At 73.1% G+C, this 22,094-nt stretch carries 23 protein-coding genes and 1 tRNA gene; 19 read left to right on the top strand and 5 right to left on the bottom strand.

Going from position 1 to position 22,094, the window contains the following annotated elements:
• The 3 genes from F6W97_RS40145 to F6W97_RS16935 form a co-directional block, all read left to right on the top strand.
• Window positions 1–814: hypothetical protein (locus tag F6W97_RS40145; protein ID WP_196279188.1), on the top strand; the 814-nt coding region annotated here is incomplete at its 5' end.
• Window positions 815–913: 99 nt separating this feature from the next.
• The gene (locus F6W97_RS16940) at window positions 914–2,155 is read left to right on the top strand and encodes a hypothetical protein (protein WP_155371302.1); all 1,242 of its coding nucleotides are present in this window, start codon (window positions 914–916) and stop codon (window positions 2,153–2,155) included.
• A 201-nt stretch (window positions 2,156–2,356) separates the two neighbouring features.
• Window positions 2,357–2,809, top strand: a complete 453-nt coding sequence (locus F6W97_RS16935) for a hypothetical protein (protein WP_155371301.1) — start codon at window positions 2,357–2,359, stop codon at window positions 2,807–2,809.
• 416 nt (window positions 2,810–3,225) lie between these two features.
• Here the strand turns inward: F6W97_RS16935 and F6W97_RS16930 are convergent, their stop codons facing one another.
• Window positions 3,226–3,411 carry a hypothetical protein gene (locus tag F6W97_RS16930; protein ID WP_230686741.1) on the bottom strand — a complete coding sequence of 62 codons (186 nt, stop codon included), beginning with the start codon at window positions 3,409–3,411 and terminating at the stop codon, window positions 3,226–3,228.
• A gap of 67 nt (window positions 3,412–3,478) precedes the next feature.
• Here F6W97_RS16930 and F6W97_RS16925 point away from each other — a divergent pair, with 67 nt between their 5' ends.
• The gene (locus F6W97_RS16925) at window positions 3,479–3,799 is read left to right on the top strand and encodes a hypothetical protein (protein ID WP_155371300.1); all 321 of its coding nucleotides are present in this window, start codon (window positions 3,479–3,481) and stop codon (window positions 3,797–3,799) included.
• A gap of 9 nt (window positions 3,800–3,808) precedes the next feature.
• Here the strand turns inward: F6W97_RS16925 and F6W97_RS16920 are convergent, their stop codons facing one another.
• Both F6W97_RS16920 and F6W97_RS16915 read right to left on the bottom strand, forming a co-directional pair.
• Entirely contained in the window at window positions 3,809–4,819 is a 1,011-nt protein-coding gene (locus tag F6W97_RS16920) for a LacI family DNA-binding transcriptional regulator (protein ID WP_155371299.1), read from the bottom strand.
• Between the two features lie 415 nt (window positions 4,820–5,234).
• Window positions 5,235–5,307: transfer RNA gene (locus F6W97_RS16915), tRNA-Val, on the bottom strand.
• A gap of 168 nt (window positions 5,308–5,475) precedes the next feature.
• On the opposite strand from F6W97_RS16915, the gene F6W97_RS16910 reads away from it, so the two are divergent.
• Both F6W97_RS16910 and F6W97_RS16905 read left to right on the top strand, forming a co-directional pair.
• A complete protein-coding gene (locus F6W97_RS16910; protein ID WP_155371298.1) occupies window positions 5,476–5,994 on the top strand; it encodes a DUF4142 domain-containing protein in 519 nt (172 codons plus the stop codon).
• 23 nt (window positions 5,995–6,017) lie between these two features.
• The gene (locus F6W97_RS16905; protein WP_155371297.1) at window positions 6,018–6,155 is read left to right on the top strand and encodes a hypothetical protein; all 138 of its coding nucleotides are present in this window, start codon (window positions 6,018–6,020) and stop codon (window positions 6,153–6,155) included.
• A gap of 9 nt (window positions 6,156–6,164) precedes the next feature.
• On the opposite strand, the gene F6W97_RS16900 is transcribed toward F6W97_RS16905, so the two are convergent.
• Entirely contained in the window at window positions 6,165–6,641 is a 477-nt protein-coding gene (locus F6W97_RS16900) for a cupin domain-containing protein (protein ID WP_155371296.1), read from the bottom strand.
• Between the two features lie 76 nt (window positions 6,642–6,717).
• Between F6W97_RS16900 and F6W97_RS16895 the strand changes: the two genes are divergently transcribed.
• Entirely contained in the window at window positions 6,718–7,212 is a 495-nt protein-coding gene (locus tag F6W97_RS16895; RefSeq protein ID WP_155371295.1) for a MarR family winged helix-turn-helix transcriptional regulator, read from the top strand.
• Between the two features lie 6 nt (window positions 7,213–7,218).
• Here F6W97_RS16895 and F6W97_RS16890 read toward each other — a convergent pair whose 3' ends face one another.
• Window positions 7,219–7,596, bottom strand: a complete 378-nt coding sequence (locus F6W97_RS16890) for a VOC family protein (protein WP_155371294.1) — start codon at window positions 7,594–7,596, stop codon at window positions 7,219–7,221.
• A 194-nt stretch (window positions 7,597–7,790) separates the two neighbouring features.
• On the opposite strand from F6W97_RS16890, the gene F6W97_RS16885 reads away from it, so the two are divergent.
• From F6W97_RS16885 to F6W97_RS16830, 12 genes are all read left to right on the top strand, one after another.
• A complete protein-coding gene (locus F6W97_RS16885) occupies window positions 7,791–8,897 on the top strand; it encodes a hypothetical protein (RefSeq protein ID WP_155371293.1) in 1,107 nt (368 codons plus the stop codon).
• Window positions 8,897–10,426: an alkaline phosphatase D family protein gene (locus F6W97_RS16880; protein WP_155371292.1), complete on the top strand. Its 1,530-nt coding sequence runs from the start codon at window positions 8,897–8,899 to the stop codon at window positions 10,424–10,426. Before F6W97_RS16885 ends, F6W97_RS16880 begins: the two co-directional genes overlap by 1 nt.
• Before the next feature lie 101 nt (window positions 10,427–10,527).
• The gene (locus F6W97_RS16875; RefSeq protein WP_155371291.1) at window positions 10,528–11,691 is read left to right on the top strand and encodes a glycosyltransferase family 4 protein; all 1,164 of its coding nucleotides are present in this window, start codon (window positions 10,528–10,530) and stop codon (window positions 11,689–11,691) included.
• Window positions 11,688–12,827: a glycosyltransferase gene (locus F6W97_RS16870; protein WP_155371290.1), complete on the top strand. Its 1,140-nt coding sequence runs from the start codon at window positions 11,688–11,690 to the stop codon at window positions 12,825–12,827. The genes F6W97_RS16875 and F6W97_RS16870 overlap by 4 nt, the downstream gene beginning before the upstream one ends.
• A 267-nt stretch (window positions 12,828–13,094) precedes the next feature.
• The gene (locus F6W97_RS16865; RefSeq protein WP_155371289.1) at window positions 13,095–13,772 is read left to right on the top strand and encodes a hypothetical protein; all 678 of its coding nucleotides are present in this window, start codon (window positions 13,095–13,097) and stop codon (window positions 13,770–13,772) included.
• Window positions 13,773–13,923: 151 nt separating this feature from the next.
• Complete coding sequence (locus F6W97_RS16860) at window positions 13,924–14,538, top strand: pentapeptide repeat-containing protein (RefSeq protein WP_196279186.1); 615 nt, start codon at window positions 13,924–13,926, stop codon at window positions 14,536–14,538.
• Window positions 14,539–14,621: 83 nt separating this feature from the next.
• Window positions 14,622–16,094: a polyprenol phosphomannose-dependent alpha 1,6 mannosyltransferase MptB gene (gene mptB / locus F6W97_RS16855; protein ID WP_230686740.1), complete on the top strand. Its 1,473-nt coding sequence runs from the start codon at window positions 14,622–14,624 to the stop codon at window positions 16,092–16,094.
• Window positions 16,088–17,299 (top strand): glycosyltransferase 87 family protein, encoded by a 1,212-nt coding sequence (locus tag F6W97_RS16850; protein WP_155371287.1) that lies wholly within the window; start codon window positions 16,088–16,090, stop codon window positions 17,297–17,299. The genes mptB and F6W97_RS16850 overlap by 7 nt, the downstream gene beginning before the upstream one ends.
• Window positions 17,300–17,342: 43 nt before the next feature.
• Window positions 17,343–18,311, top strand: coding sequence for a DMT family transporter (locus tag F6W97_RS16845; RefSeq protein WP_155371286.1), 969 nt, complete (start codon window positions 17,343–17,345; stop codon window positions 18,309–18,311).
• 99 nt (window positions 18,312–18,410) lie between these two features.
• The gene (locus F6W97_RS16840; protein ID WP_155371285.1) at window positions 18,411–19,694 is read left to right on the top strand and encodes an ATP-grasp domain-containing protein; all 1,284 of its coding nucleotides are present in this window, start codon (window positions 18,411–18,413) and stop codon (window positions 19,692–19,694) included.
• A gap of 152 nt (window positions 19,695–19,846) precedes the next feature.
• Window positions 19,847–21,484 carry a vWA domain-containing protein gene (locus F6W97_RS16835; RefSeq protein WP_230686739.1) on the top strand — a complete coding sequence of 546 codons (1,638 nt, stop codon included), beginning with the start codon at window positions 19,847–19,849 and terminating at the stop codon, window positions 21,482–21,484.
• Window positions 21,485–21,491: 7 nt separating this feature from the next.
• Window positions 21,492–22,088 (top strand): hypothetical protein, encoded by a 597-nt coding sequence (locus F6W97_RS16830; protein WP_155371283.1) that lies wholly within the window; start codon window positions 21,492–21,494, stop codon window positions 22,086–22,088.
• Window positions 22,089–22,094 lie beyond the last annotated feature (6 nt).

Below are 22,094 nucleotides of genomic sequence, written 5' to 3'. Positions count from 1 at the left end.
CCCCGGCGCGGCGGCGCTCTGGCACGACCCGCCCGCGCCGGCCGACGCCGCGCAGGCCGCCGTGCCCGCCCAGCCCGGCCCGCCGGGCATCGAGCACGCCCGCATCCTGACCGCGGCCAACGCCGGTGACCTGATCAAGATCACCACCAGCGGCTGGTACAGCTGGGCGCTGATGGACCGCACCACCGGCGAGATCGTCGGCTCGAAGAACATGCACGAGACGAACATGACCGCCTCGATGATCAAAGCCTGGCTGGCCGCCGACTACCTGCGCCGCTCCGCCGAGGCCGGGCGCACCCCCAGCGCGGCCCGGATGGCCGAGATCCGCGTGATGATCCGCGACAGCGAGAACGGACCCGCCTCGACGCTCTGGAACGAGCTCGGCGGGCGCGCCACCATCACCCGGCTGATCTCGATCTGCAAGCTGACCGACTCCGCGGCCGGGCCGGACTGGAGCAAGACCCAGCTGTCCGCCCGCGACACCTGCCGCATCGCCCACGCCATCGGCACCGGCACCGCGGCCGGACCGACCTGGACCGACTACCTCGTCCGCGAGATGCGCGCGGTACGCGGCTACGGCAACTTCGGTATCCGCCGCGCCTTCCCCGCCGCCGAGCAGCCCAAAATCGCCATCAAGAACGGCTGGGTATGGCGCGGCGCGCCCTACGGCTTCTACAACGTCAACTGCCTGGCGCTCGGCGACGACTGGACCATGGCCGTGCTGAACCGCTACTCCTCCGGCGGCGAGACGGTCGGCGCGAACATCGCCAAGTCCGTCGCCACCCAGCTGCGCACCCTGTCCAGCCTGCTCTGACCGGCCCCACGCGAGGCTGACCAACGGATGTGCCCGCGCGTCCTCGGTGACACGGCCGTCTATATTGTCGACGGGCTCGCGCCGCGACAGGGGGATGCCGTGTACGACAACCGGTTCGGCGATCAGTCCTACCTCGACTGGCTGGCGCTCAACCCGTACGAGGGGCTGTCGCACCGGCTGCGGGTGCTGGCCGACACCGCGGTCGTCCTGGACGAGCTGCACTCGGGCCGTCGCAACGGCGTTCCGGTGGCCCACGGCGACGTCAAGCCGAGCACGATCGTGGTGCGCTCCGACGGCTCGTCCAGCCCCGCCGACCTGGGCCAGCTGTGGACCGTCGACGGCTCCCAGGTGTCCGCCCGCAGCACCCCGTACGCCGCCCCGGAACTGTTCCTGCCCGGCGCGGTGACCAGCCCGGCCGCGGACCGTTTCGCGTTCGCGGCCACCATCGCGCACGTCGCGCTGGGCGCGCCGCCGCCGGTCCGCTTCGCCCACCAGGGCCTCGATCTCCAGCAGCTCGCCGAGCAGCTGCGCACCCACCCGCTGTGCGCCGCCTTCCCGGCCTTCCAGCACCGGCTCCTCAACGCGCTCGCCGCCCCGGCCGCGGACCGGCCACTCAGCCTGTCGACCTGGCTCGAAGCCCTGCTCAACGACCTCACCCCACCCACTCTCGCGATGACCAGCGGGCTGCCGCTGGCCCCCGGGCCGTATCCGCCCCCGGGCGAGCCGCTGCCGCCGTGGTCGCCGCCCGCGGCGAAGGGCCCGTCCGGCAGCTCGTCGCAGCCGCTGACCTGGGTCCTCGCCGGGGTGGCGGCCCTGCTCGCGGTCGTCCTGCTCGCCGGCGGCGCGTGGTATCTGATCCAGCAGATCGACGAGCCGTCCGACGGGGACCTCGTGGTCGCGCCCAGCCGCTCGGCGTACACCTCGGCCGCGCCGTCGCCCACGCCGTCCCCGGTCGGCGACGACCTGACCACGGCGCGCGCGTTCCTGTCCGGGACCTGGGAGGGCACCTACCGCTGCCGGCAGGGCCTGACCGGGCTGAAGCTCACCCTGTTCGTGGTGGACGACCACGAGGTCGAGGCGACCTTCGAGTTCTTCCCGGTGAGCAGCAACCCGAACGTCCCGCGCGGATCGTTCGTGCTGGAGGGTTCGTACTCGGCGACGGGCTTCACGCTCCAGCCGGACCACTGGGTCAAGCGGCCGGGCGAATACGTGATGGTCGGGCTCGACGCCTCGTTCTCGCCCCGGGCCGGGCAGAGCATCCGCGGCGAGGTCACCGACGCCGCCTGCGCCGAATTCCAGCTGAAGAAGTCCTCTACGGACACCCGGCGGCCGCCCGTCTGAGCACGCCGGAGGTTGTGCCGCCATAAGCATAAGGCGGTTCCGCGCGATCCTCACTCGGCCGTTCGACCGTCGCGACCCCCGGACTGAGCTGCCTAAGCTTCCCGCTCGTGCCCGTTGTCGAGGATGGCGCCCCTCGGCACGGTCACGCGACGCCCGCCGCCCGCGGTGGGCGTCGCGTTCTGTCCACAGAGCCGCGGAGGCATGTTGATCGAGCTTGAGCTCATCGCCCGGAACGTTCTCCTCTCGTCCGCCGGACCGGACCTGGTGACCGAGGTATGGGCCTGCCGCACACTGGCGGCCCGCACTCCCGGTTACCGCACCCGCCTGGTCAGCGCGCTCCTGCGCCTGGAGCGCGGCACCCACGAGCCGGCCGCCCGGCTCCGCCTCGCCGAGGAGGCGGTCGCGAATGCTCGACAGATCGATCCCGTCCAGGACCACCACGCCACCGACCTGCTGATCTGGGCGCTGCACGCCCTGCAGCACAACCTCTTCGCCGCCGACCGCGCGGCTGAAGGGCTGGCCGCGCGCCAGGAGATCCTCGCCCGGTTCCATCCCGGTCTGCACGTCGCCCGCGGCTGCCCGGTCACCGTCTGCTACGCCGACAAGGAGCCGCCCCCGGTCGCCGCCTGGGCGGAGACCATCGCCGCACCGTGACCGCTGCGCTCCGCATCCAGCAGGGTTGTGGTCGCGGGTGCGGCCACAACCCTGCTGGATCATCGCAGTGGGTGAGCAGATGAGGTGCTGGTTGCTCGTCGTGGAGGCTAGGTGCGGGAAGAGGGGCAGCGCGGGGGTGCTTTCGGGCGGCTGCCACGCCTCGCGGACCACACCGACGCAGAAGACGACCGTCCTGCCCGGATCGGGTAGAGCGATGACGCCCTCGCCGACGTCGTCGCCGTACGGGTGCCGCCGGTACATCGGCAGCGGCACGGTCAGCTGCTCCGACACCGCCCCGGCCGGCGGCACGAGCGTGGCGGCCAGCCGGAACGGCGCCTCCCAGGCCATGACGGTGGTGTCGGGCATGTCGAAGGCCCGCTTGGCGTGGCCGGAGTTCCCGGCCCGGCCGGACGCGTTCACCGGCGGGTGTCCAGGATCTCGGCGACGGCGTCGGCGGCCAGATCCACCTCGTCCTCGGTGTTGTAGTAGTGCGGGGACAGCCGCAGGCACCACTCCACGCCCTTGTCCCCGAAGTCGAACTGGGCGAACTCGCACCGGCCGCCGGCCGAGCCGCTGCTGTCGCGTGCCGACGCGCTCGCCACGAACCGGCCGGCCGGTGTCGATGCCGCTGCCTGGGACGCCGAGTGCGGTTGGCTGAACGTGGCCGCGATGCACAGGTACGCCGCGGCCGGTGACACCGCTGCCGCGTCCGATCGCGCCGAGCAGGCCGGGCGCTGCACGAACGGCGAGGTCCGCGGCTCGGCCGCGGTCTGGCTCGGCCCGCACCTGCTGCGGTCGGGCCGGCCGGAGGAGGCCGAGCGCTGCGCCCGGCAGGCGGTGCACGACGCCGACGAGTACGACGTCGACACCCTGTGGGCCCTGATCGCGGCCTGCCTGCGGGCGCAGGGACGTGCGGCCGAGGCCGACGCCGTGCTGGCAGAGCACGGGCTGCACGGCTGGGACCTGGAGTTCGGCGACGAGGACGGCTGATCCGGCGGCTCACGCCGCGGGCGCGGACTCCCTGACCACGAGCCGGAACGGCGGCTGGAACTCGGCGGGCGGCCCGGCCGGGCGGCCCTCGATCCGGTCGAGGAGTTTCTCCACCGCGAGCCGGCCGATCATCTCCTTGTCCGGCGAGATCGTGGTGAGGGTCGGGATGCTGAACCGGCCCTCCTCCACGTCGTCGATGCCGATCACGGAGACGTCGTCGGGCACCCGTAGCCCGTGGTCGTGCAGCGCCCGGATGGCGCCGAGCGCGATCAGGTCGTTGAACGCGAACACGGCGTCCGGCGGCTGCGCCAGCGTCAGCAGCGCCCGCATGCCCGCGGCGCCGTCGCCCCGGCCGAAGCCGCTGGTGGTGACCGTCAGATCCGGGTCGAACGGCAGCCCGGCCGCGGCCAGGGCCTCGGTGTAGCCGCGCAGGCGCAGCAGCGACGGGGCCCGGTTGGCCTCGATGTGCGCGCCGATGAACGCGATCCGCCGCCGTCCGAGCGCGATCAGGTGCCGCATCGCCTCCCGGCTGGCGGCGAGGTTGTCGATGACCACGTGGTCGTACGGGGCGTGGTAGATCGCCTCGCCGACCAGCACCATCGGGGTCTCGCTGGTGCGGCTGGCGATGTCGTCGCGGTTGAGGTGCACCGCGGACAGGATCAGACCGTCGATGATCTGCGCCCGGAACCCGTCGGCGACCAGCAGTTCCTTGTCCCGGTCACCGTCGGTGTAGTCGAGCAGCAGCGTGTACCCGCGTTTGGTGGCGGCGCGGATCGCCGCGTCGGCCAGTTCGGCGAAGTACGGGTTGTTCAGCTCGGGGATGGCCAGCGCGATGATGCCGGTCCGGCCGCGGCGCAGATGGCGAGCGCTGAGGTTGGGCGTGTAGCCCAGCTCGTCGATGGCCTGCTGCACCCGGGCCCGGGTGGCCTCGCCGACGGGCCGGTAGCCGTTGACGACGTTGGACACCGTCGCCTGCGACACACCGGCCCGTCTGGCGATGTCCTTGAGACTGACCGCCATCGGCGGGTTTCCTCCACTCACTGCTCATTGTCGGCACTGCCGGGGCCGTCCCGTCAACGCAGGCGTCTGTGCCTGCTCAGACAGGTCTGCACCACCACCACGACGATCGGGAACCCGCCGCTGACCGGCCCGCGCCGATGGGCCGCCGAAAATGTCGGCTCGCCGTCGTCTCGGTCCGATTGCGATCAACCGCCTTCGCTCTATAACGTTATACAGACCGAGTCCGATCACGACAAGAAGTCGTGTCTGCACCGTTACGGAACACGCCCGGCCGCCACCTGGGCGATGGTCAGCTCGTGGACGCCCTGGCGGTCTGCCCGCCGTGCGCCCGGCAGACCACCTGAGTCGCGCCGGCGCCGGTCCTCCCAGCAGCCGTGCCTGGAGGACCGGCGCCGGCGTCCAGGGGCCGCCGGGGCGGGACCGGCCGGATTCACACCGGCGTCCTCCCGCTTGTCGGACGGGCGCGACGACTGCTGCGCCACGGCCCCGCTCGCGGCAGCCCAGTGCGGTTGATCACGGTCCGGGTGCCCGTGCCGTCCCGGCGATCATGCGCACGTGTCGGCCACGGCGATCGTGGGTACTGACCAGGGCGCAGGCGGCCGTGCGCGGTCCGCAGCAGCAGGCTGCGCCGTACGGCCCGGGACGGGGGCTTTGCCATGAACAGGCGCAGCGGGTTGTTCGTCGTGCTCGCCGCGGCGGTGATCGCCATCGGCGCGGCCGCGCCCGCGGCGGCGGTGCCGTCGGCGCAGGACGCGTCCTTCCTGGTCGGCATCCACCAGGCGAATCTCTACGAGATGGCGGCCGGGACGCTGGCGGCGCAGAAGGGCGCCTCGGACGAGGTGCGGCGGCTCGGGCAGCTGATGGTCGACGACCACACGCGGTTCGACGCCTCGGTGGTGGCGGTCGCCGACCAGGTCAAGGTGGCGCTGCCGAAGCAGCCCGCGCAGGAGCAGCAGGACCTGCTGAAGGAGCTGGCCGCGGCGCCGGCCGGGGCCTCCTTCGACCAGATGTGGATCACCCGGGAGATCCAGACCCAGGGCGACAGCCTGCAGGCCGCCCGCACCGAGCTGAACTACGGCTACGACCCGCGGGTGAAGGATCTGGCCCGCCAGGCCGACGACATGTTCATCGCGCACACCAACGAGCTCAACAGCGCCGACGTGAACGTCGGCTGATCTTCGAGAGTGCAGGTCCCACCGTGAGCGAACCTCAGCAGGCAGACGACCCGTCCCCGATCGACGACGACCCCGAGGAGTTCGAGGCGTCGCCCGACGACACCGTCGGCTTGAGCGCGGTCGAGGAGTTCGCGCCGTACGACGACGACGAGGACTACTGACCCGGAACCTCAGGCCCGGTACTGGTCGTGGCGGGCGAACAGCTCGGTCCACTCCTCCTCCGACAGCTGCCGTCCGGCGGCGGCGATGTCGGCGAGCTCGCGGAAGTACGTCTCCCGGGCGATGCCGGGCGCGAACAGGATGAGCATCGAGGCCGCGGCTTCGCCGACGTTGCGGAAACCGTGCACGCCGCCCTCGGGCACGTGCAGGAAGTCGCCGGCCGAGGCGTCGACCCACCGTGCGCCGTCGTAGAGCTGCACGGTGCCGTTCATGACGTAGAAGGACTCGGAGAAGGTGCGGTGGAAGTGGGCGTCGGCCCCGCCTGTCCTGGCGGGCATGTGCCACTCGTACAGGCCGAACCGGCCCTGGGTGACGCTGCCCGGGGCGACGAAGCGGCCGGTGGAGCCCGAGCCCATCACGGCCTGCTCCGCGGCGTGGGTCGGGTGGAACGCGGCGCTGACCGCGCCGGAGTCGCCGAGGTACGTCATGACTGCCTCCCCTTGACGAAACTAGCTTAGAACTAACTTACCACTAAGCTAGTTTCCGTCAAGCTATCATCCGGTGATGAACAGGGATGCCGTCGACGCGATCATCGGCCAGTGGCGCGACGAGCGCCCCGACCTCGACGATCTGCTGCCCATGGAGGTCTTCGGGCGTGTCTACCGGATCGCCGCCGCCATCGGCGACCGCATGGAGCGCGCCTACCAGCGCCTCGGCATCGGCCGGGGCGAGTTCGACGTGCTGGCCACGCTGCGCCGCGCCGGGGAGCCGTTCAACCTCTCCCCCAAGCAGCTGTCCGACACGCTGATGCTGACCACCGGCGGCATGACCGGGCGGCTGGACAAGCTGGAGAAGGCCGGGCTCATCACCCGCACCCCCGACCCGGGTGACCGGCGCTCGCTGCGCGCCCAGCTCACCCCGGCCGGGCGCGAGCTGATCGACGAGGCCGTCGCGGCCGGGCTCGCGGTGCAGCGCGAGGCGCTGAGCCGGCTGAACCCCGCCGACGCCCGCCGCCTGGGCGACCTGCTGCGCGAACTCGCCGCGGCGGTCAGCCGCTGACGCGGCTCAGTGCCGCACGAGGCAGAACGGGTGCCCGGCCGGGTCGGCGTACACCCGCCAGCTCTGTCCCGGCGAACCCGCGTCGAGCACCGTCGCGCCGCAGGCCAGCACCTCCTCCTCGGCGGCGTCCAGATCGGGCACGCCGAAGTCCAGGTGGAACTGCTGCGGCTTGCTGGGGTCCGGCCACTGCGGCTGCTGGTACTCGGCCACCCGCTGAAACGCCAGCACCAGGCCGTTGGCAGCGTGCAGCGTCGACCAGTCGTCGCCCAGCGACCAGCGCCGGTCCGGCCGGTTGACGTCGCCGCCGAGCAGCGACCGGTAGAACTCGGCGAGCCGTCGGGGTTCACGGCAGTCCAGCACGACGCACTGCAGTTCAGCGAGCATAGCCCGATCCTAGGCCGTCATGGCATATTGATATCGATCAGTGTGATGGCTCCCGCCCCGCGGGTCCGGGCAGGACGGCCGCCGCGCCGGGTGGCCGTCCGCGCTTCACTCGCCCGCCACTCGCCCGCCACGCGCCCGTCCCCGGCGCGACAGCGGACGCCTTCACGCTGCTCGCGATCCTGCCAGGAGGCGTGATGCAGACAGCGAACCTGATCGTCAACCCGGGCGGCGACGCCGCCGTCGGCGGCACCGGCCAGCCCACCCCGGTCATCGCCGGATGGACCACCATCGAGGGCGCGGCGGCCGTCATCGCGTACGGGAGCAGCGGTTATCCGACCGTGTCTAGCCCCGGACCGGCCGACCGCGGCCCGAACTTCATCGGCGGCGGCGACTCGCCGCGCACCCGGCTGACGCAGCAGATCACGCTGCCGATGACGGCGCAGATCGACGCGGGCACGGCCCTGTTCGACACCGGCGGCTGGCTGGGCGGGTACGCGGGCCAGGACGACGGCGTACGCCTGTCGGTGGAGTTCCTGGACGCGGCCGCCCGCCCGCTCGGCGTGGTGGTGCTCGGCCCGGTCACGGCCGCCGAACGCGGCAGCGCCACCGGCCTGCTGCGGCGCGCGTTGACCGGCACCGTGCCGCCGGGCAGCCGCACCGCGCGGGTGCTGCTGCTGTTCACCCGGGACGGCGGCACGTCCAACGACGGCTACGCCGACAGCCTGTGGCTGACCCTGTCCAGCCCGGCGGCGAACCTGCTGGTCAACCCGGGCGGCGACACCGGCCCTGGCGGCACGGGCGGCCCGACGGCGAGCATCCCCGGCTGGACCCACCTGGAAGGCGGCACGGCCGTCATCGCGTACGGCGCCAGCGGTTATCCGAACGCGTCCAGCCCTGGACCGGCCAGTCGCGGGGCGAACCTCCTCGGCGGCGGCACGTCGGCACGCAGCCGCCTCGGGCAGAGCGTGACGCTGCCGAACACCGGCGCGATCGACGCGGGCACGGCCCGCTACGACGTGGGGGCCTGGCTCGGCGGATACGCCGACCAGAACGACACGGCCCAGCTGTCCGTGGCGTTCCGCAACGCGGCCGGGCAGACCCTGTCCACCGTCGTGCTCGGCCCGGTCACCGCCGCGCAGCGGTCGAACACCACCGGCCTGCTGTCGCGCACCGCGACCGGCTCGGTCCCCGTGGGCAGCCGCACCGCGCAGGTCGAGCTGCTGTTCGTGCGCTCCGGCGGCACCTCCAACGACGGCTACGCCGACTCACTGTCCCTCAGCGTCTCGACCGGAGGAGCCTGATGGCCCTGCACCGCCGCCAACTCCTGCAGGCCGCCGTCGGCGCGGGCGTGCTCTCCGCGGCCTGGCCGCTCGCCCGGGACCTCGGCCCGCAGGCCGCCTACGCCGCCGCGGCCGCGCTGGGCGCGAGCTGGGACCCGGCTCCGTTCACCCTCGGTGTCGCGTCCGGCGACCCGCTGCCGACCAGCGTCGTGCTGTGGACCCGGCTGGCTCCGGACCCGCTCGCCGACGTGCAGCCGCTGCCCGACATCGTGCAGGTCGACTGGACCGTCGCCACCGACGCGGCCATGACGAATGTGGTCGCGTCCGGTTCGGTCGCCGCGTCGGTGCTGCTCGGGCACAGCCTGCACGTCGTCGTCGAAGGCCTGACCCCCGGGCAGCGCTACCACTACCGGTTCCGGGCCCTGGGCCAGTACAGCCGGGTCGGGCGCACCAGGACCGCACCGGTCGGCTCGGTGAACCTGGTCCGGTTCGCGTCGCTGAACTGCCAGAACTACCAGTCCGGCGAGTACCCGGGCATGCGCGACATCGCCGCCGACACCGACCTCGACTTCGTCGTGCACCTCGGCGACTACGTGTACGAGGGCTCCGAGCTGGGCACCGCGTACACCCTGGCGGACTACCGCAGGCTGCACGCCCTGTACAAGGGCGACCCGCTGCTGCGCGACGTGCACGCGGCCCACCCGTTCTTCCTCACCTGGGACGACCACGAGGTCGTCAACGACTACTCCGGCTCGCGCGGCGCGGCGAGCTTCGTGGCCCGCCGGGCGGCCGCCTACCAGGGCTGGTACGAGCACCTGCCGCTGCGGCTGGAGGGCTCCGACAGCGCGCTGCCCGACCCGCGCATCTACCGCCACCGGCAGTGGGGCGACCTGCTGGAGCTGGTCATCCTCGACCTGCGGCAGTACCGCACCGAGCAGAATCTCACCGGCGGCTCGATCCTCGGCGCGACGCAGAAGCAGTGGGTCAAGGACCGGGTCGCGCAGCGCTCCGGCGGCTGGCACTGCTGGGTCAACTCGATCTTCCTGAGCCAGCAGCGCAACCCCGACGGCGGCTACCTGTTCACCGACCAGTGGGACGGTTTCCGCGCCGAGCGCACCGAGCTGCTCACCTACGCGCAGCAGCAGGGCATCGCCGACTTCGTCACCATCACCGGCGACTGGCACAGCGCGTTCGTGCAGGACGTGCGCCCCGACTTCGACAACCTGGCCGCCCCGGTCATCGGGACCGAGTTCGTGGCCCACTCCACCACCTCGGGGGCGTACTCGGCGAGCTGGAACGCCGCCAACGGCCCACGGCTCGGCCAGGTCAACCCGCACCTGCAGTACTTCGAGGGCAACCGCTACGGCTACGACCTGTACGAGGTCACCCCGCAGCGGTGGACGACCCGGCAACGCGTGGTCAGCGACCGCGCCAACCCGAACGCCACCGTCAGCACCCTGACCAGCTGGCACGTCGACCGCGGCCGGGCCGGGGCATACGAGGACCCGGCGACGAAGGGCTCCGCGGCCCAGTACCGGCGCAACCCCTGACAGCCACCCGGCGGAGCCCTTGGGAACAGTTCCCCTGGGCTTTGCCGGGGCGACTCCCACGCTTCGCCTCGATTCCCGGGGGCGAACCTAGCGTGGCGGCCATGCGCGTGGCGATCATCACCGAGTCGTTCTCCCCGGACGTGAACGGCGTCGCGAACTCCGTCGCCCGCGTCGCCGACCACCTGGTCGTGCGCGGGCACGAGCCGCTGGTCATCGCACCGAGACCGGCTACGCGAGCCGGCCGTGTCAGCACCGACAAGCCCTACCCGGTGGTCCGGCTGGGCTCGCTGCCGATGCCCGGCTACGGCAATGTGCGGCTGGCCTGGCCGACCCGCCGGATCCGGGAGGCGCTCGCCGCGCACCGGGCCGACGTGGTGCACCTGGCCAGCCCGTTCGTGCTCGGCGCGTGGGGCGCGAAGGCCGCCGCCGACCTCGGCGTGCCCGTCGTCGCGATCTACCAGACCGACGTGCCCGGCTACGCCCGCGCCTACCGGGTCGCCACCGGCGAGGCACTGGCCTGGCGCTGGATCCGGCACGTGCACAGCCGCGCCGCGGCGACCCTCGCCCCGTCGTCGACGACCGCCGCGGAACTCGTCGCACACGGCGTGCCCAACGTCGGCCGGTGGGGCCGCGGCGTCGACGCCGACCTGTTCCACCCGTCCCGCCGGGACGAGACATTGCGCGCCGAACTCGCCCCCGGCGGCGAGCTGCTCGTCGGCTACGTCGGCCGGCTGGCCCGGGAGAAGCGCGTGGACCTGCTCGCGCAGACCGCCGCGCTGCCCGGGGTGCGCGTCGTCGTGGTCGGCGACGGCCCGACCCGAGACGCGGTACGCCGCGCGGTGCCGCAGGCGAACTTCCTGGGCACCCGCCGCGGCACCGAGCTGGCCCGGCTGTACGCCAGCCTCGACGTGTTCGTCCACACCGGACCCCACGAGACGTTCTGCCAGACGGTGCAGGAGGCCCAGGCCAGCGGCGTGCCGGTGGTCGCCCCGGCGATCGGCGGCCCGCTCGACCTGGTCCGCCACGGCGTGGACGGGCTGCTGGTGACCCCCGACGATCCCGGCGCGTTCGCGGCGGCCGTCGGTGCGCTCGCCGACCCGGCCCTACGCCGCGCCTACGGGCAGGCGGCCCGTGCCGCGGTGGCCACCCGTACCTGGTCGGCGCTGGGCGACGAGCTGCTCGGCCACTACGCCGCCGCGACGGCCGCGGTACGCGCCCCCGGCCGGCTCGCCGTGCCCGTCCCCGTCCCGGTGCACGCCCCGTGACCGGGCTGCGCATCGTCCGGCTGGCCAACTTCGTCACGCCCAGCTCCGGCGGCCTGCGCACCGCGCTGCGCGAGCTGGGCCGGGGGTACGCCGCGGCCGGTCACGAGCCGGTGCTGGTCGTCCCCGGCCCCGGACACACCGACCAGCTGACCGAGCAGGGCCGGGTGATCACCCTGCCCGGCCCGATCGCGCCTGGTCTGGGCGGCAATTATCGGATGCTGGTACGCCGCAGGCCGCTCGCCGAACTGCTGGAAGAGCTGGCCCCGGACCGGATCGAGGTCTCCGACCGCACCACGCTGCGCTGGACCGGCGCCTGGGCCCGCCGCCAGGGCGTCCCGTCGGTGATGGTGTCCCATGAGAGCGTCGACGGGCTGCTCGGCGTCGTGAAGCTGCCCGCCGGTGTGCGCTCCCGTATCGCCGCCGGACTCAACCGCGCCAGCGCGGCCGCGTACGACCGGATCGTCTGCACGACCGCCTGGGCCGCCGGCGAGTTCACCGGCGTCGGGGCGCACAACGTGACACAGGTGCCGCTCGGCGTCGACCTCGACCTGTTCCACCCCGACCGCCGCGACCCGCTGGTCCGGGCCGAGCACGCGCCCGGCGGGGAACTGCTGCTGGTCTGCTGCGTACGCCTGTCGCCGGAGAAGCGGCCCGAACGTGCCCTGACCACGCTGCGCACGCTGCTCGACCGCGGGGTGGCCGCCCGGCTCGTGATCGCGGGCGACGGGCCGCTGCGGGCCAGGTTGCAGGCCGCTGCGGCGGGGCTGCCCGTGGCGTTCACCGGCTGGGTCAGCGACCGGCAGGAACTGGCGGCGCTGCTGGCCGGCGCGGACCTGGTGCTCGCGCCCGGCCCGATGGAGACGTTCGGCCTGGCCGCGCTGGAGGCGCTGGCCTGCGGCACCCCGGCCGTGGTCAGCGCGTCCAGCGCGCTGCCCGCCGTGGTCGGCGACGCGGGCGTCGCGGTCGCGGGCGACGACCTCGCCGACGGGGTCCTGCGACTGCTCGACCGCGACGAGCGCCGCCGCCGCGCCGCCGCCCGCACCCGCGCCGAACACTTCGGCTGGGACGCCGCCGTACGCGGCTTCCTCGACGTCCACACGTCTCTCGGCCCCGCTGCCGTCACCCGCGCGGGCTGACTCCGTCCACTTCGCCACCATCGCCCGCGTGATGGCGCTACCGCGGGACCGAGGCGTCGTCGTCGGCTCCCCTGGCCGGGGACCTTCGTTCCCGACGACCCGGCCGGGCTCTTCCCCGACCTGGAGAAGCTCGCCCGCGAACGCGGCCACGGCGACGTCCTCGACGCCTGGGGCGGCGAACTCGACCTGCTGCGCTGATACCGGCCGCCCGTCCGGCGGCACCGGCGATGGCGGTGACGGCCTATCCTGCCGCCTGTGCGGAACGTATTGATCTTCGTCGTCAGCGTGTTCCTCGCGCTGGGGTTACCTGTCTACCTGGTCTCGCTGTGGCGCGCCCTGCCGTCGATCTGGCGCGGTGAGCGCCGCCTGCCGATCAGGGACATCCGCATCTTCTCGATCTTCCCGCGCAGTTACCTGAGCGGCCTGCTGGCGGTCACCGCGTGGTACGGCGGCTTCGCCGCGGGCGGCGCGGCAATGGTCATACACGGAGTCTTCGGTTTCGACGACGCTAGTTCGCCCGACGACCCGCCGGCGGCGGTCGCGCTGATGGCCGTGTTCATCGCGGTGGCGACCGTGCTGCTGGCGGTCGCCCTGCCGTTGACGGTGCTGCAATGGGTGGTGAACGCGTTCAACCGGCCGCGCCGGCTCGTGCCGCCGAAGCACCGTGGCAAGCCCGGTTGGGTCGGTGAGCAGGCCCGGCGCAACGCGCGCGAGCGGGCGTCGTGGTCGCGAACCGATCACCTGGTCGAGATCATCGAAGCGGACGCGGGTGACGGGCCGGCCGGTCGCTTCCTGGTGGCGGTCTGCGATGAGCACGGCTGCGGGTGGATGGAGTTCGCTGACGACGGCGTCGTGGCGGAGGAGGAGGAGAACCTGCGCGCGAAGGCGGCGCGGCATTCCTCGCAGGTAGCTGCGGGCGTGATTCGGTCGGGGCCGGATACCTGACGCCCGCGGCCCGTCCCGGCACCTGCGACGCCGCCGCCGCAGCGCACGGGTGGTCGGCGCTAGGGTCATGACCGTGCCACCTCGTGCAGCCATCAGTAAGGATGCCAACCGCGCCCCACGGGTGCCGGCGAGGCCGAAGCCTCCGGCGGCCATGGACACGGCGGTGTCGCCGGACCACGACCTGGAGGACGAGGCCACCTTCCGGCGGCTCGCGTTCCTCGACCTCGACCTGACCGGCCAGGCCGCCGACTCGGCGGAGTTCGAGCAGTGCCGGTTCACCCGCACCGGCCTGGCCCGCACCGTGCTCGACCGGGCCATGTTCACCGACTGCCTGGTGGAGACCTCGGACTGGGCGAACCTGAAGGCGACGAAGTCCGGCCTGCTGCGGGTCGAGGTGTCGGTGGCCAGGCTGACCGGCCTGCAGTGGGTCGACGGCACGCTGCGTGACGTGGCGTTCCGGGAGTGCCGGATGGATCTCGCGACGTTCCGGTTCACCTCGTTCAAGGACGTGGCGTTCACCGACTGCAACCTGACCCGGGCCGACTTCACCAATGCCGACCTGCGCGGGGCCACGTTCACCGGCTGCGACCTGTCCGGGGCGCAGTTCGCGCAGGCCGACTGCGCCGGCGCCCGGTTCACCCGCTGCGAGCTGGGCGGCATCGGCAGCGTGACGAGCCTCAAGGGCGCCGTGGTCAGCGCGCACGACCTCGCCGGCCTGGCGCGCACGCTGGCCGTGGCTCTCGACATCACCATCGACGAGGACTGACCGGCGCGAGCGGCTAACCGGCGGCCACCGCCGGTTGGGTGCGCTGTCGTCTGCCGTACACCGCCTGCTGGCACTCTGCCTGGGTGCTGTCCGCCTTCCGGTTGCCCGTCGAGACGCGCCGCTGCCTCGTGCTCGGGCTCGCCGGCTCGATCGCGCTGGCCGGGGGCGGCCTCGCGGCGGGCGCGCTGCCGGTGCGCGACACGCTCGCGCCCGCGCTGGGGCTGAGCGAGGTCCGCCGGCATCAGAGCGTCGGCCTGGTCTGCGCTTATTTCGGTCTCGCGCTGCTGGTCACCGCCTGGTGGCGGCTGGGCCGGGCGGTACGCGGCGGCGACCCGCCGTCGCCCCGCGGGCTGCTGCTGTTGCTCGCGGCGTGGGCGCTGCCGCTGGTGGCGATGCCGCCGCTGTTCAGCCGTGACGTGTACAGCTACCTGGCCCAGGGCGCGATGGTCACGTCGGGGCTCGACGTGTACGAGGCGGGTCCGTCGGCGCTGGGCGGTCCGCTGCTCGCCGAGGTGCCCGCGATCTGGCAGCACACCCCGACGCCGTACGGGCCGGCGTTCCTGTCGCTGGCCGCCGGGGTGTCCGGGTTCGCGTCGACAGACGTGCCGCTGGGCGTGTTCGGCATGCGGGCGGTGGCACTGGCGGGGGTAGTGCTGCTCATCGTGTGCCTGCCCCGGCTGGCGCGGGCCTGCGGGGTGGACCCGGCCGCGGCGCTGTGGCTGGGCGCGCTGAACCCCCTCGTACTGCTGCACCTGGTCAGCGGCGCACACAACGACGCCGTCATGCTGGGTCTGCTCATCGCCGGGCTGACCGCCGCCGCGGCGAACCGGTTCGCCCTGGCCACCGTCGTGATCACCCTCGCCTGCCTGGTGAAGGCCCCGGCCGCCCTCGGCCTGGTGGTCGTGGTCTGGCTGTGGCAGCGCTCGCTGCGCCCGGCCCTGCGGCGGCATACGGCCACACTGCGAGCACTCGCGCTGACGGCCGGGCTGTCGGCGGCGACGACCGCGCTGGTGACGGCCGTGACGGGCACGGGCTACGGGTGGGTGCGGTCCCTGACGACGCCGATCTCGGCGCACAACTGGTCGTTGAGCAGCACCGTCGGCCGGATCACCCGGAACCTGCTGGAGGCGGCGGGTAGTGACCTGGCGGCGTCGGCGATTCCGGCGTGGCGCTGGCTCGGGCTCGTCGCCGCGGGCGTTGCGACGTTGCTGGCCTGGCATCACCGTCGACGCCTCGGCCTGGTGTACGCCCTCGGCCTGAGCCTGACCGCGCTCGCCCTGCTCGGCCCCGCCCTGCGGCCCTGGTATCTGCTCTGGGGTCTGGTACCGATCGCGGCGGCCGCCCCGCCGAACGGCCGGGTACGCCGCTGGACCGCGTTCGCCTGCCTGGCGCTGACCGTGACCGTGTTCCCCAGCGGTTTCACCCCGTCGGCGGACGAGCTGGCCGCGGCGCTGGCCGGGGCGCTGCTGGCCGTGCCGATCCTCTTCCTGTTCACCGGTGACATCCCCACCGCACCGGTGCGTCCCTACCGAGGAACGGAACCTGCCGCATGGTGAAGACGCCCCGGGCCCGCCTGCTCTGCGTGCTGGCCCTGGCCACCGCGGTGGGACTGTTCATCGCGCTCATCCCCGGGCACCGCGGCTGGTTCGACGTGCTGGTCTACTACGGCACCGTCGACGACTGGGTGCACGAGGGCGGCACCGTCTACGACTACCTGGTGCCCGGCACCCACTACGGCTTCACGTATCCGCCGTTCGCGGCCGTGGCGATGCTGCCGATGAGCCTGCTCGGCTGGCACACCGTGATCGCGGTGAACGTGGTGCTGACCGCCGTCGCGTGCGCGCTGCTGCTGTACTGGCTGGTCGACCCGATCGCCCGGGAACAGGGCTGGCCGAGGCTGTTCGCCTTCGGGATCGCCGGGTGCCTGCTGGCGGCGCTGCAACCGGCCCGGGACACGGTCAGCTTCGGGCAGGTCAACCTGCTGCTCGTGGCGCTGGTGCTCGCCGACGCGTGGCTGCTGACGAGCGGCCGGGGCCGCTGGGCGGGCGTCGGGATCGGGCTCGCCGCCGCGATCAAGCTCACCCCGGCCATCTTCATCGTGTATCTGCTGCTGGCCGGGCGGCGGCGCGCCGCCATGGCCGCGACCGGCACCGCGACAGCCGCGACACTGCTGGCGGCGCTGATCGCGCCGGGTCCGTCGTGGCGGTTCTGGACCGAGACGCTCGGCGACACCAGCCGGGTCGGCGACCTGTCCTACATCTCGAACCAGTCGCTGCGCGGGGTGATCGCCCGGCTCGACCCGGACGCGTCTCACCCGGTGTTCTGGCTGTTCACGGTCGGTTGCGTGCTGGCGCTGTGGGCCTGGCGGGTGCGCCGGGCCGCCCGTGCGGGCGACATGTGGGGCGGGTTCGCCCTGACCGGCCTGGCTGCGTGCCTGGTCAGCCCGGTCACCTGGGTGCACCATCTGGTCTGGGTGGTGCCCGCGCTGGTCCTTGCGGTCGGGGCGGGGCTGCGCGAGCCGGATCCGGCGCGCCGCCGCAGGCTGCTGTGGTCGGCCGGGGCCGCGTACGTGATCCTGTGCAGCAGCGTGGTGTGGTTGTGGTGGTACGACTTCTCCGGCCCCGGCGGGTTCCTGGGTGGCAGCGCGTACGTCTGGATCACGCTCGGGCTGCTCGTCTTCCTGCCGCTGCGCTCGCCGACGCCGACCGTTCACCGACCGGCGGCGCAAGAGTCGATCACCGTACTCGCCGCCCGGTCATGATGCCCGCACGCTGTCCGGTCCTGACGGCGTGGAACGGGGAACCATGACCATCGTCAGCACCATCCTGGGTCTGCTCGCGGCGGCGCTGTTCGCGGCGGCCGCCGCGCTGCAGCACCGGGTGACCCGGGCCGTCGCGCAGGCCCGGGGCGACACCGCCGGGCACTGGCTGCCGGTGCTGGGCACCGTGGCCAGGCTGCTGCGCAGCCCGGTGTGGCTGGCCGGGCTCGGCTGCAACGTGCTGGGGTTCGTCGCGCACGCGTCGGCGCTGCACACCGGCTCGATCGGCATCGTGCAGGCGCTGCTGGCGGTGCAGCTGATGTTCGCGCTGCCGATGGCGTACGCCCGCACCGGCCGCCCGCCCGGGGCCCGGGACTGGCTGGGCACCGCCGCGGTCTGCGCGGGTCTGGCCGTGCTGGTGCTGACCCGCGGCGGGGTGGCGCAGACGGTACGCCGGGAGCCGCTGCCCGCCGTGCTGCTGGCCGCGGTCGTCCTGATCGCGGTGCTGCTCACGCTCGCCCGCAGCCGCCCGGGGCGCACCGCGCGCACCGCGCTGACCGGGGTCGCCGCGGGCACCGGGTTCAGCACCACCGCCGTGCTCACCGTCGTCGTCGCCGACCAGCTCGCCACGCGCGGCCCGCTGACGACCGCGCTGGACTGGCCGGTGTACGCGCTGGGCCTGTCCGGGCTGGTCGCGGCGGTGCTGGCGCAGGAGGCGTACGGCAGCGGCTCGCTGCCCGCCGCGCTGACCGCGATGACCGTCGCCGACCCGGTGCTGAGCTGGCTGTGGGGCGCGCTGCTGTTCGACGAGGCCCCACCGGCGGGCCTGGTGGCACTGTGGACGCTGACCCTGGCGGGCGTCGCCATCGCGGCCGGGGTGGCCATGCTGGCGTACTCCCCCACCCTCAGCGCGCCCGCGGGCACAGGCACCCCCGATGATCATCCGGCTTGCCCGGCACATGGGCGAATGGGCGGTCAAGATACGCACACCTGCCCGGCAAGTCGGATGACCTAGCGGCGCACCCGGGGCGTGTCGAAGAGTTCCCGCGGCGTTCGCCGGAAGTACGTCTGCAACGCGCCGCGCGGCCGCCCGCGATCGGCCACAGTTGCCGCCATGGCATGGGACCTGCACGACTACCGCCTGGTGACCGCGAGCGCGTACCCGGGCATGATGGCGCCGCTGACCGAGCACCCCTCGTGTGTCTGCGTGCTGTCCGGCGACGCCGACGCCGACCTGCCCGGCACCCGGGCGCTGTCGCTGGAGCGGCTCGACGGCGTACGCCGCCGCTGGCGTTTCGGCGACGTGGCCCGGCTGGCCGACTTCGTGCCCAAGGTGCTGGCCGAGGCGCCGGCCGACGACCGGCCGATCCTGCTGGTGCCGCCGCGCGCCAGCACCGCCTGGGAGGCAGCGGCGGCGGCCTGGCCGGGCCGGGTGCGGCTGGCCGCCGGGCCGCTCGACGTGGTGGAGCGGCTCGCCGAGGACAAGGTGTACATCCGCGCAGCGCTGCAGGGACTGGGCGTGCCGGTGCCCGAGGCGCTGGCGCTCGACCGCGACGAGCTCGACTTCACCGCGGTGGCCCGGCGGCTGGACGCGCCGTTCATCGCGCAGACCCCGAACGGCGCGGGCGGGCAGGGCACCTACCTGGTACGCGACGCCGCCGAGCTGGCCGCCGCGAAACACGCGCACCCGCACGTCACCCGGTGGCTGCTGTCGCGCTACGCCGGGGACGTGACGATCAACGTGGCCGGGGTGGTGCACGCCGACGGCATCCGCCTGCTGCCCGCGTCGTTGCAGATCAGTGGCATCGGCCAGCTCGGCTACGCGTTCGGCGGCTACTGCGGCAGCGACTTCGCCGTGCCCCGGGTGGACCCCGGCGCATTGGCGCAGGCCTACCTGCACACCGAGCGCATCGGACAGTGGCTGGCTCGGCAGGGGCACCGGGGCCTGTTCGGCGCCGACATCGCGGTGTCCGGCGGCGACGTGGCGTTCCTGGAGATCAACCCGCGTATCCAGGGTTCCTCGTGGCTGCTGAGCCGGCTGCAGGAGCGGCACGGGCTGAATCCCTGCCTGCGCCAGCATGTGCAGGCCATGCTCGGTGAGCCGCTCGACCCGGCCGACGCGGCGCGGCCCGTGCCGGCCACCGCGGGCAGCCACCTGCTGGTGCGCTGGACCGGGCCGGGCGGGGTGGTGCGGGCGGTGCCGCAGCCCGAATCGTACGCCGGAGTCCAGGTCACCGGCCTGCCCACGGTCGGTGTGACGCTGCTGCCAGGCGCGATCCTCGCCCGGCTGGAGTCCACCGCGAGCCTGTCCGAGCCGGACGGACGCGGCCTGCTGCCCGCGACCGCGGTGCTGGTAGCCGCGCTCACCGCCGCCGTCGCCGTCGAGCCGCTGCGCTGACGGCGAAACCGGTGCGGCGCACCGGGAGCCGGTGCGCCGCTCCTGGCACTGCCTTCACTTCCCGTTAACCCCTTGTTGGCCTGTTTGCCCTGGTAGCGGCTTGATACCAAGGAATGGTCTTGGCAGAAGACCAACCGTGGCAAGGAGTCCGTGTGCGAACCAGGGTGCTCACCGTGATGCTGGCGGCGGCCGTGCTGCTGTCGGCCGGCTGCGACGACACATCGGACCCGCCCGGCGGCACGACGCCGTACAGCAGCGATCCGAAGGTGCTGCAGCTCGTCGCCGGGTCCGAGCAGCAGTCGGTGCTGGACACGGTCGTCAAGCCGTGGTGCGCCGAGAAGGGCTACGACTGCCGGTTCACCCTCAAGGGGTCGGTGGACCAGGCGCGGCTGCTGGCCTCGGGCAACGGCGACTACGACGCGTACTGGTTCGCCAGCTCCGTCTTCTCGCAGATCGGTGACCAGGCCGCGAAGCTGTCCGACGTCAAGCCGATGTTCCTCACCCCCGTGGTGTACGCGGGCTGGCGCACCGAGATGCAGCGGCTCGGCTTCACCGGCCGCACCGACGTGGCGGTCAAGGACGTGCTCGACGCGGTCGAGTCCGGAAGGACGACGGTGTGGGTGACCAATCCGACGCAGTCCAACTCGGGCGCGACGGTGCTGTTCGGCTTCCTGAACCACTTCGCGGGCAACGGCCCCGGCCAGCCGCTCACCCAGGCGCAGCTGGACTCCCCCGCCGTCGACGCCGGTATCAGCCGGTTCATCCAGGCCATGGACGCGACCCCGCCGTCCACCGGCACCCTGATGAACGACTGCCTGGCCCGGCCGGACGTGTGCCGCACCGTGTTCACCTACGAGGACCTGGTCATCGAGAAGAACCAGGAGCTGGTCAAGGCGGGCAAGGAGCCGCTGTACGCGGTGTACCCCAAGGGCGCGCTGGCCATCAGCGACGCGCCGCTCGGCTTCCTGCCGCACGGGACCGACGCCGACGCGGGCAAGCGGACGCTGGTCACAGAGCTGCAGAACTACCTGCTGACCGACGCCGGGGCGAAGGCGAAACTGCTGGCGCTGGGCCGCCGCCCGGCCACCGGCATCGGCCTGACCCTGGACAACCCGGACCTGAAAGTGTTCAACCCGGACTGGGGCATCCAGGCCAACCTGCGTGAACAAGGCATCACCTACCCGTCGGTGGCCGTGATCAAGGCGGCGCTGGACCGCTACCAGACGCACTACCGCAAGCCGGTGGACGCCTACTACTGCCTCGACGGCAGCGGCTCCATGAACGACAACGCGGGCTGGGCGGGCGTACGCGACGCGGCGCACCAGATCTTCGACGCCGACCAGGCGGCGCTGAACCTGCTGCAGACCCACCCCGAGGACATCACCACGGTCACCGTCTTCAACAGCGGCATCGCTGCCGGGCCGTGGCGGGTCACCGGGAACGACGCCGGGCAGCTGCACGGGCTCACCGAAAAGATCGTCGCGCATGAGCCGGGCAGCGGCACCAACATGTACGCCTGCCTCAAGCAGGCCGTGAGCGCGCTGGCCGCCTCGAAGTCGGCGGCCCGCAAGAGCCTGGTCATCGTCATGTCGGACGGCATGTCGGAGGACGGCGAGCAGGCCGAGGCCGTCGCCGCGCTGAAGGCGGCCGGGGTGCCGGTGGTGGCCATCGCGTTCGGCGACGACGCCGACCCGGGTCAGCTCAAGCAGGTCGCCGAGGCGACCGGCGGCGCGTTCGTGCAGCAGAACGACCTGGTCGCGGCGCTGCGCACCGCCGCGGGCTACAAGTGAGGCGGCGATGACGCGCAAGTTCGCCACCCCGCTGGCGCTGCTCACCGCGGTAGGAGTGTTCGGCGCGCTGTTCGCCGTCACCGGCAGCCTGCTGTGGTCTCCGCTGCTGGCGGCGCTGTCCGCGCTCGGCGTCTACCTGATGCTCGACTCGCGCACCGCGTCGCAGATCCGCGACGACGAGTACGGCGCCGACGCCGACCGCAAGGCCGACGAGGTCGTGCGGGCGGCGAAGGAGGTCCGCAAGCTCAGCCGCGACGTCGCCTCGCCGTCGGTGAGACACCTGCTCCAGCAGTCTGCCGAGTTCGTGCCCGAGCTGCTCGACCGGGTCCGGGCCACGTCGCCGAACAGCCTCTACTCCAGTGCCAGCCAGCTCGGCGCGCACCTGCAGAGCCTGCTCGGGGTGGTCCGGCAGTACCTCGACATCCAGCGCAACCCGACGTTCTACCACGACCCGGCGGCGCTGCTGGCCGGCGGCGAGCAGGCCGTGCAGCGCTTCACCGAGTTCACCATCGACAGCCTGCGCCTGGTCAACCAGGGCGACCTCGCCCAGTACCAGGCCAACCTGCAGACCGTCGCCCCGCCGAAACTTCCCCAGCTGGGATGAGGAGCA

It is taken from the genome of Catellatospora vulcania, assembly GCF_009720385.1.
Lineage (GTDB): Bacteria > Actinomycetota > Actinomycetes > Mycobacteriales > Micromonosporaceae > Catellatospora > Catellatospora vulcania.
This window is presented reverse-complemented; position numbering and strand designations above follow the sequence as displayed.

Bases quoted from the DNA above. Each gene is read 5' to 3' on its own strand.
- F6W97_RS16935 (WP_155371301.1), top strand. From the start codon at position 2,357: ATGTTGATCGAGCTTGAGCTCATCGCCCGGAACGTTCTCCTCTCGTCC.
- F6W97_RS16925 (WP_155371300.1), top strand. From the start codon at position 3,479: ATGCACAGGTACGCCGCGGCCGGTGACACCGCTGCCGCGTCCGATCGC.
- F6W97_RS16920 (WP_155371299.1), bottom strand. From the start codon at position 4,819: ATGGCGGTCAGTCTCAAGGACATCGCCAGACGGGCCGGTGTGTCGCAG.
- F6W97_RS16910 (WP_155371298.1), top strand. From the start codon at position 5,476: ATGAACAGGCGCAGCGGGTTGTTCGTCGTGCTCGCCGCGGCGGTGATC.
- F6W97_RS16900 (WP_155371296.1), bottom strand. From the start codon at position 6,641: ATGACGTACCTCGGCGACTCCGGCGCGGTCAGCGCCGCGTTCCACCCG.
- F6W97_RS16895 (WP_155371295.1), top strand. From the start codon at position 6,718: ATGAACAGGGATGCCGTCGACGCGATCATCGGCCAGTGGCGCGACGAG.
- F6W97_RS16890 (WP_155371294.1), bottom strand. From the start codon at position 7,596: ATGCTCGCTGAACTGCAGTGCGTCGTGCTGGACTGCCGTGAACCCCGA.
- F6W97_RS16885 (WP_155371293.1), top strand. From the start codon at position 7,791: ATGCAGACAGCGAACCTGATCGTCAACCCGGGCGGCGACGCCGCCGTC.
- F6W97_RS16880 (WP_155371292.1), top strand. From the start codon at position 8,897: ATGGCCCTGCACCGCCGCCAACTCCTGCAGGCCGCCGTCGGCGCGGGC.
- F6W97_RS16875 (WP_155371291.1), top strand. From the start codon at position 10,528: ATGCGCGTGGCGATCATCACCGAGTCGTTCTCCCCGGACGTGAACGGC.
- F6W97_RS16860 (WP_196279186.1), top strand. From the start codon at position 13,924: ATGGACACGGCGGTGTCGCCGGACCACGACCTGGAGGACGAGGCCACC.
- F6W97_RS16850 (WP_155371287.1), top strand. From the start codon at position 16,088: ATGGTGAAGACGCCCCGGGCCCGCCTGCTCTGCGTGCTGGCCCTGGCC.
- F6W97_RS16845 (WP_155371286.1), top strand. From the start codon at position 17,343: ATGACCATCGTCAGCACCATCCTGGGTCTGCTCGCGGCGGCGCTGTTC.
- F6W97_RS16840 (WP_155371285.1), top strand. From the start codon at position 18,411: ATGGCATGGGACCTGCACGACTACCGCCTGGTGACCGCGAGCGCGTAC.
- F6W97_RS16830 (WP_155371283.1), top strand. From the start codon at position 21,492: ATGACGCGCAAGTTCGCCACCCCGCTGGCGCTGCTCACCGCGGTAGGA.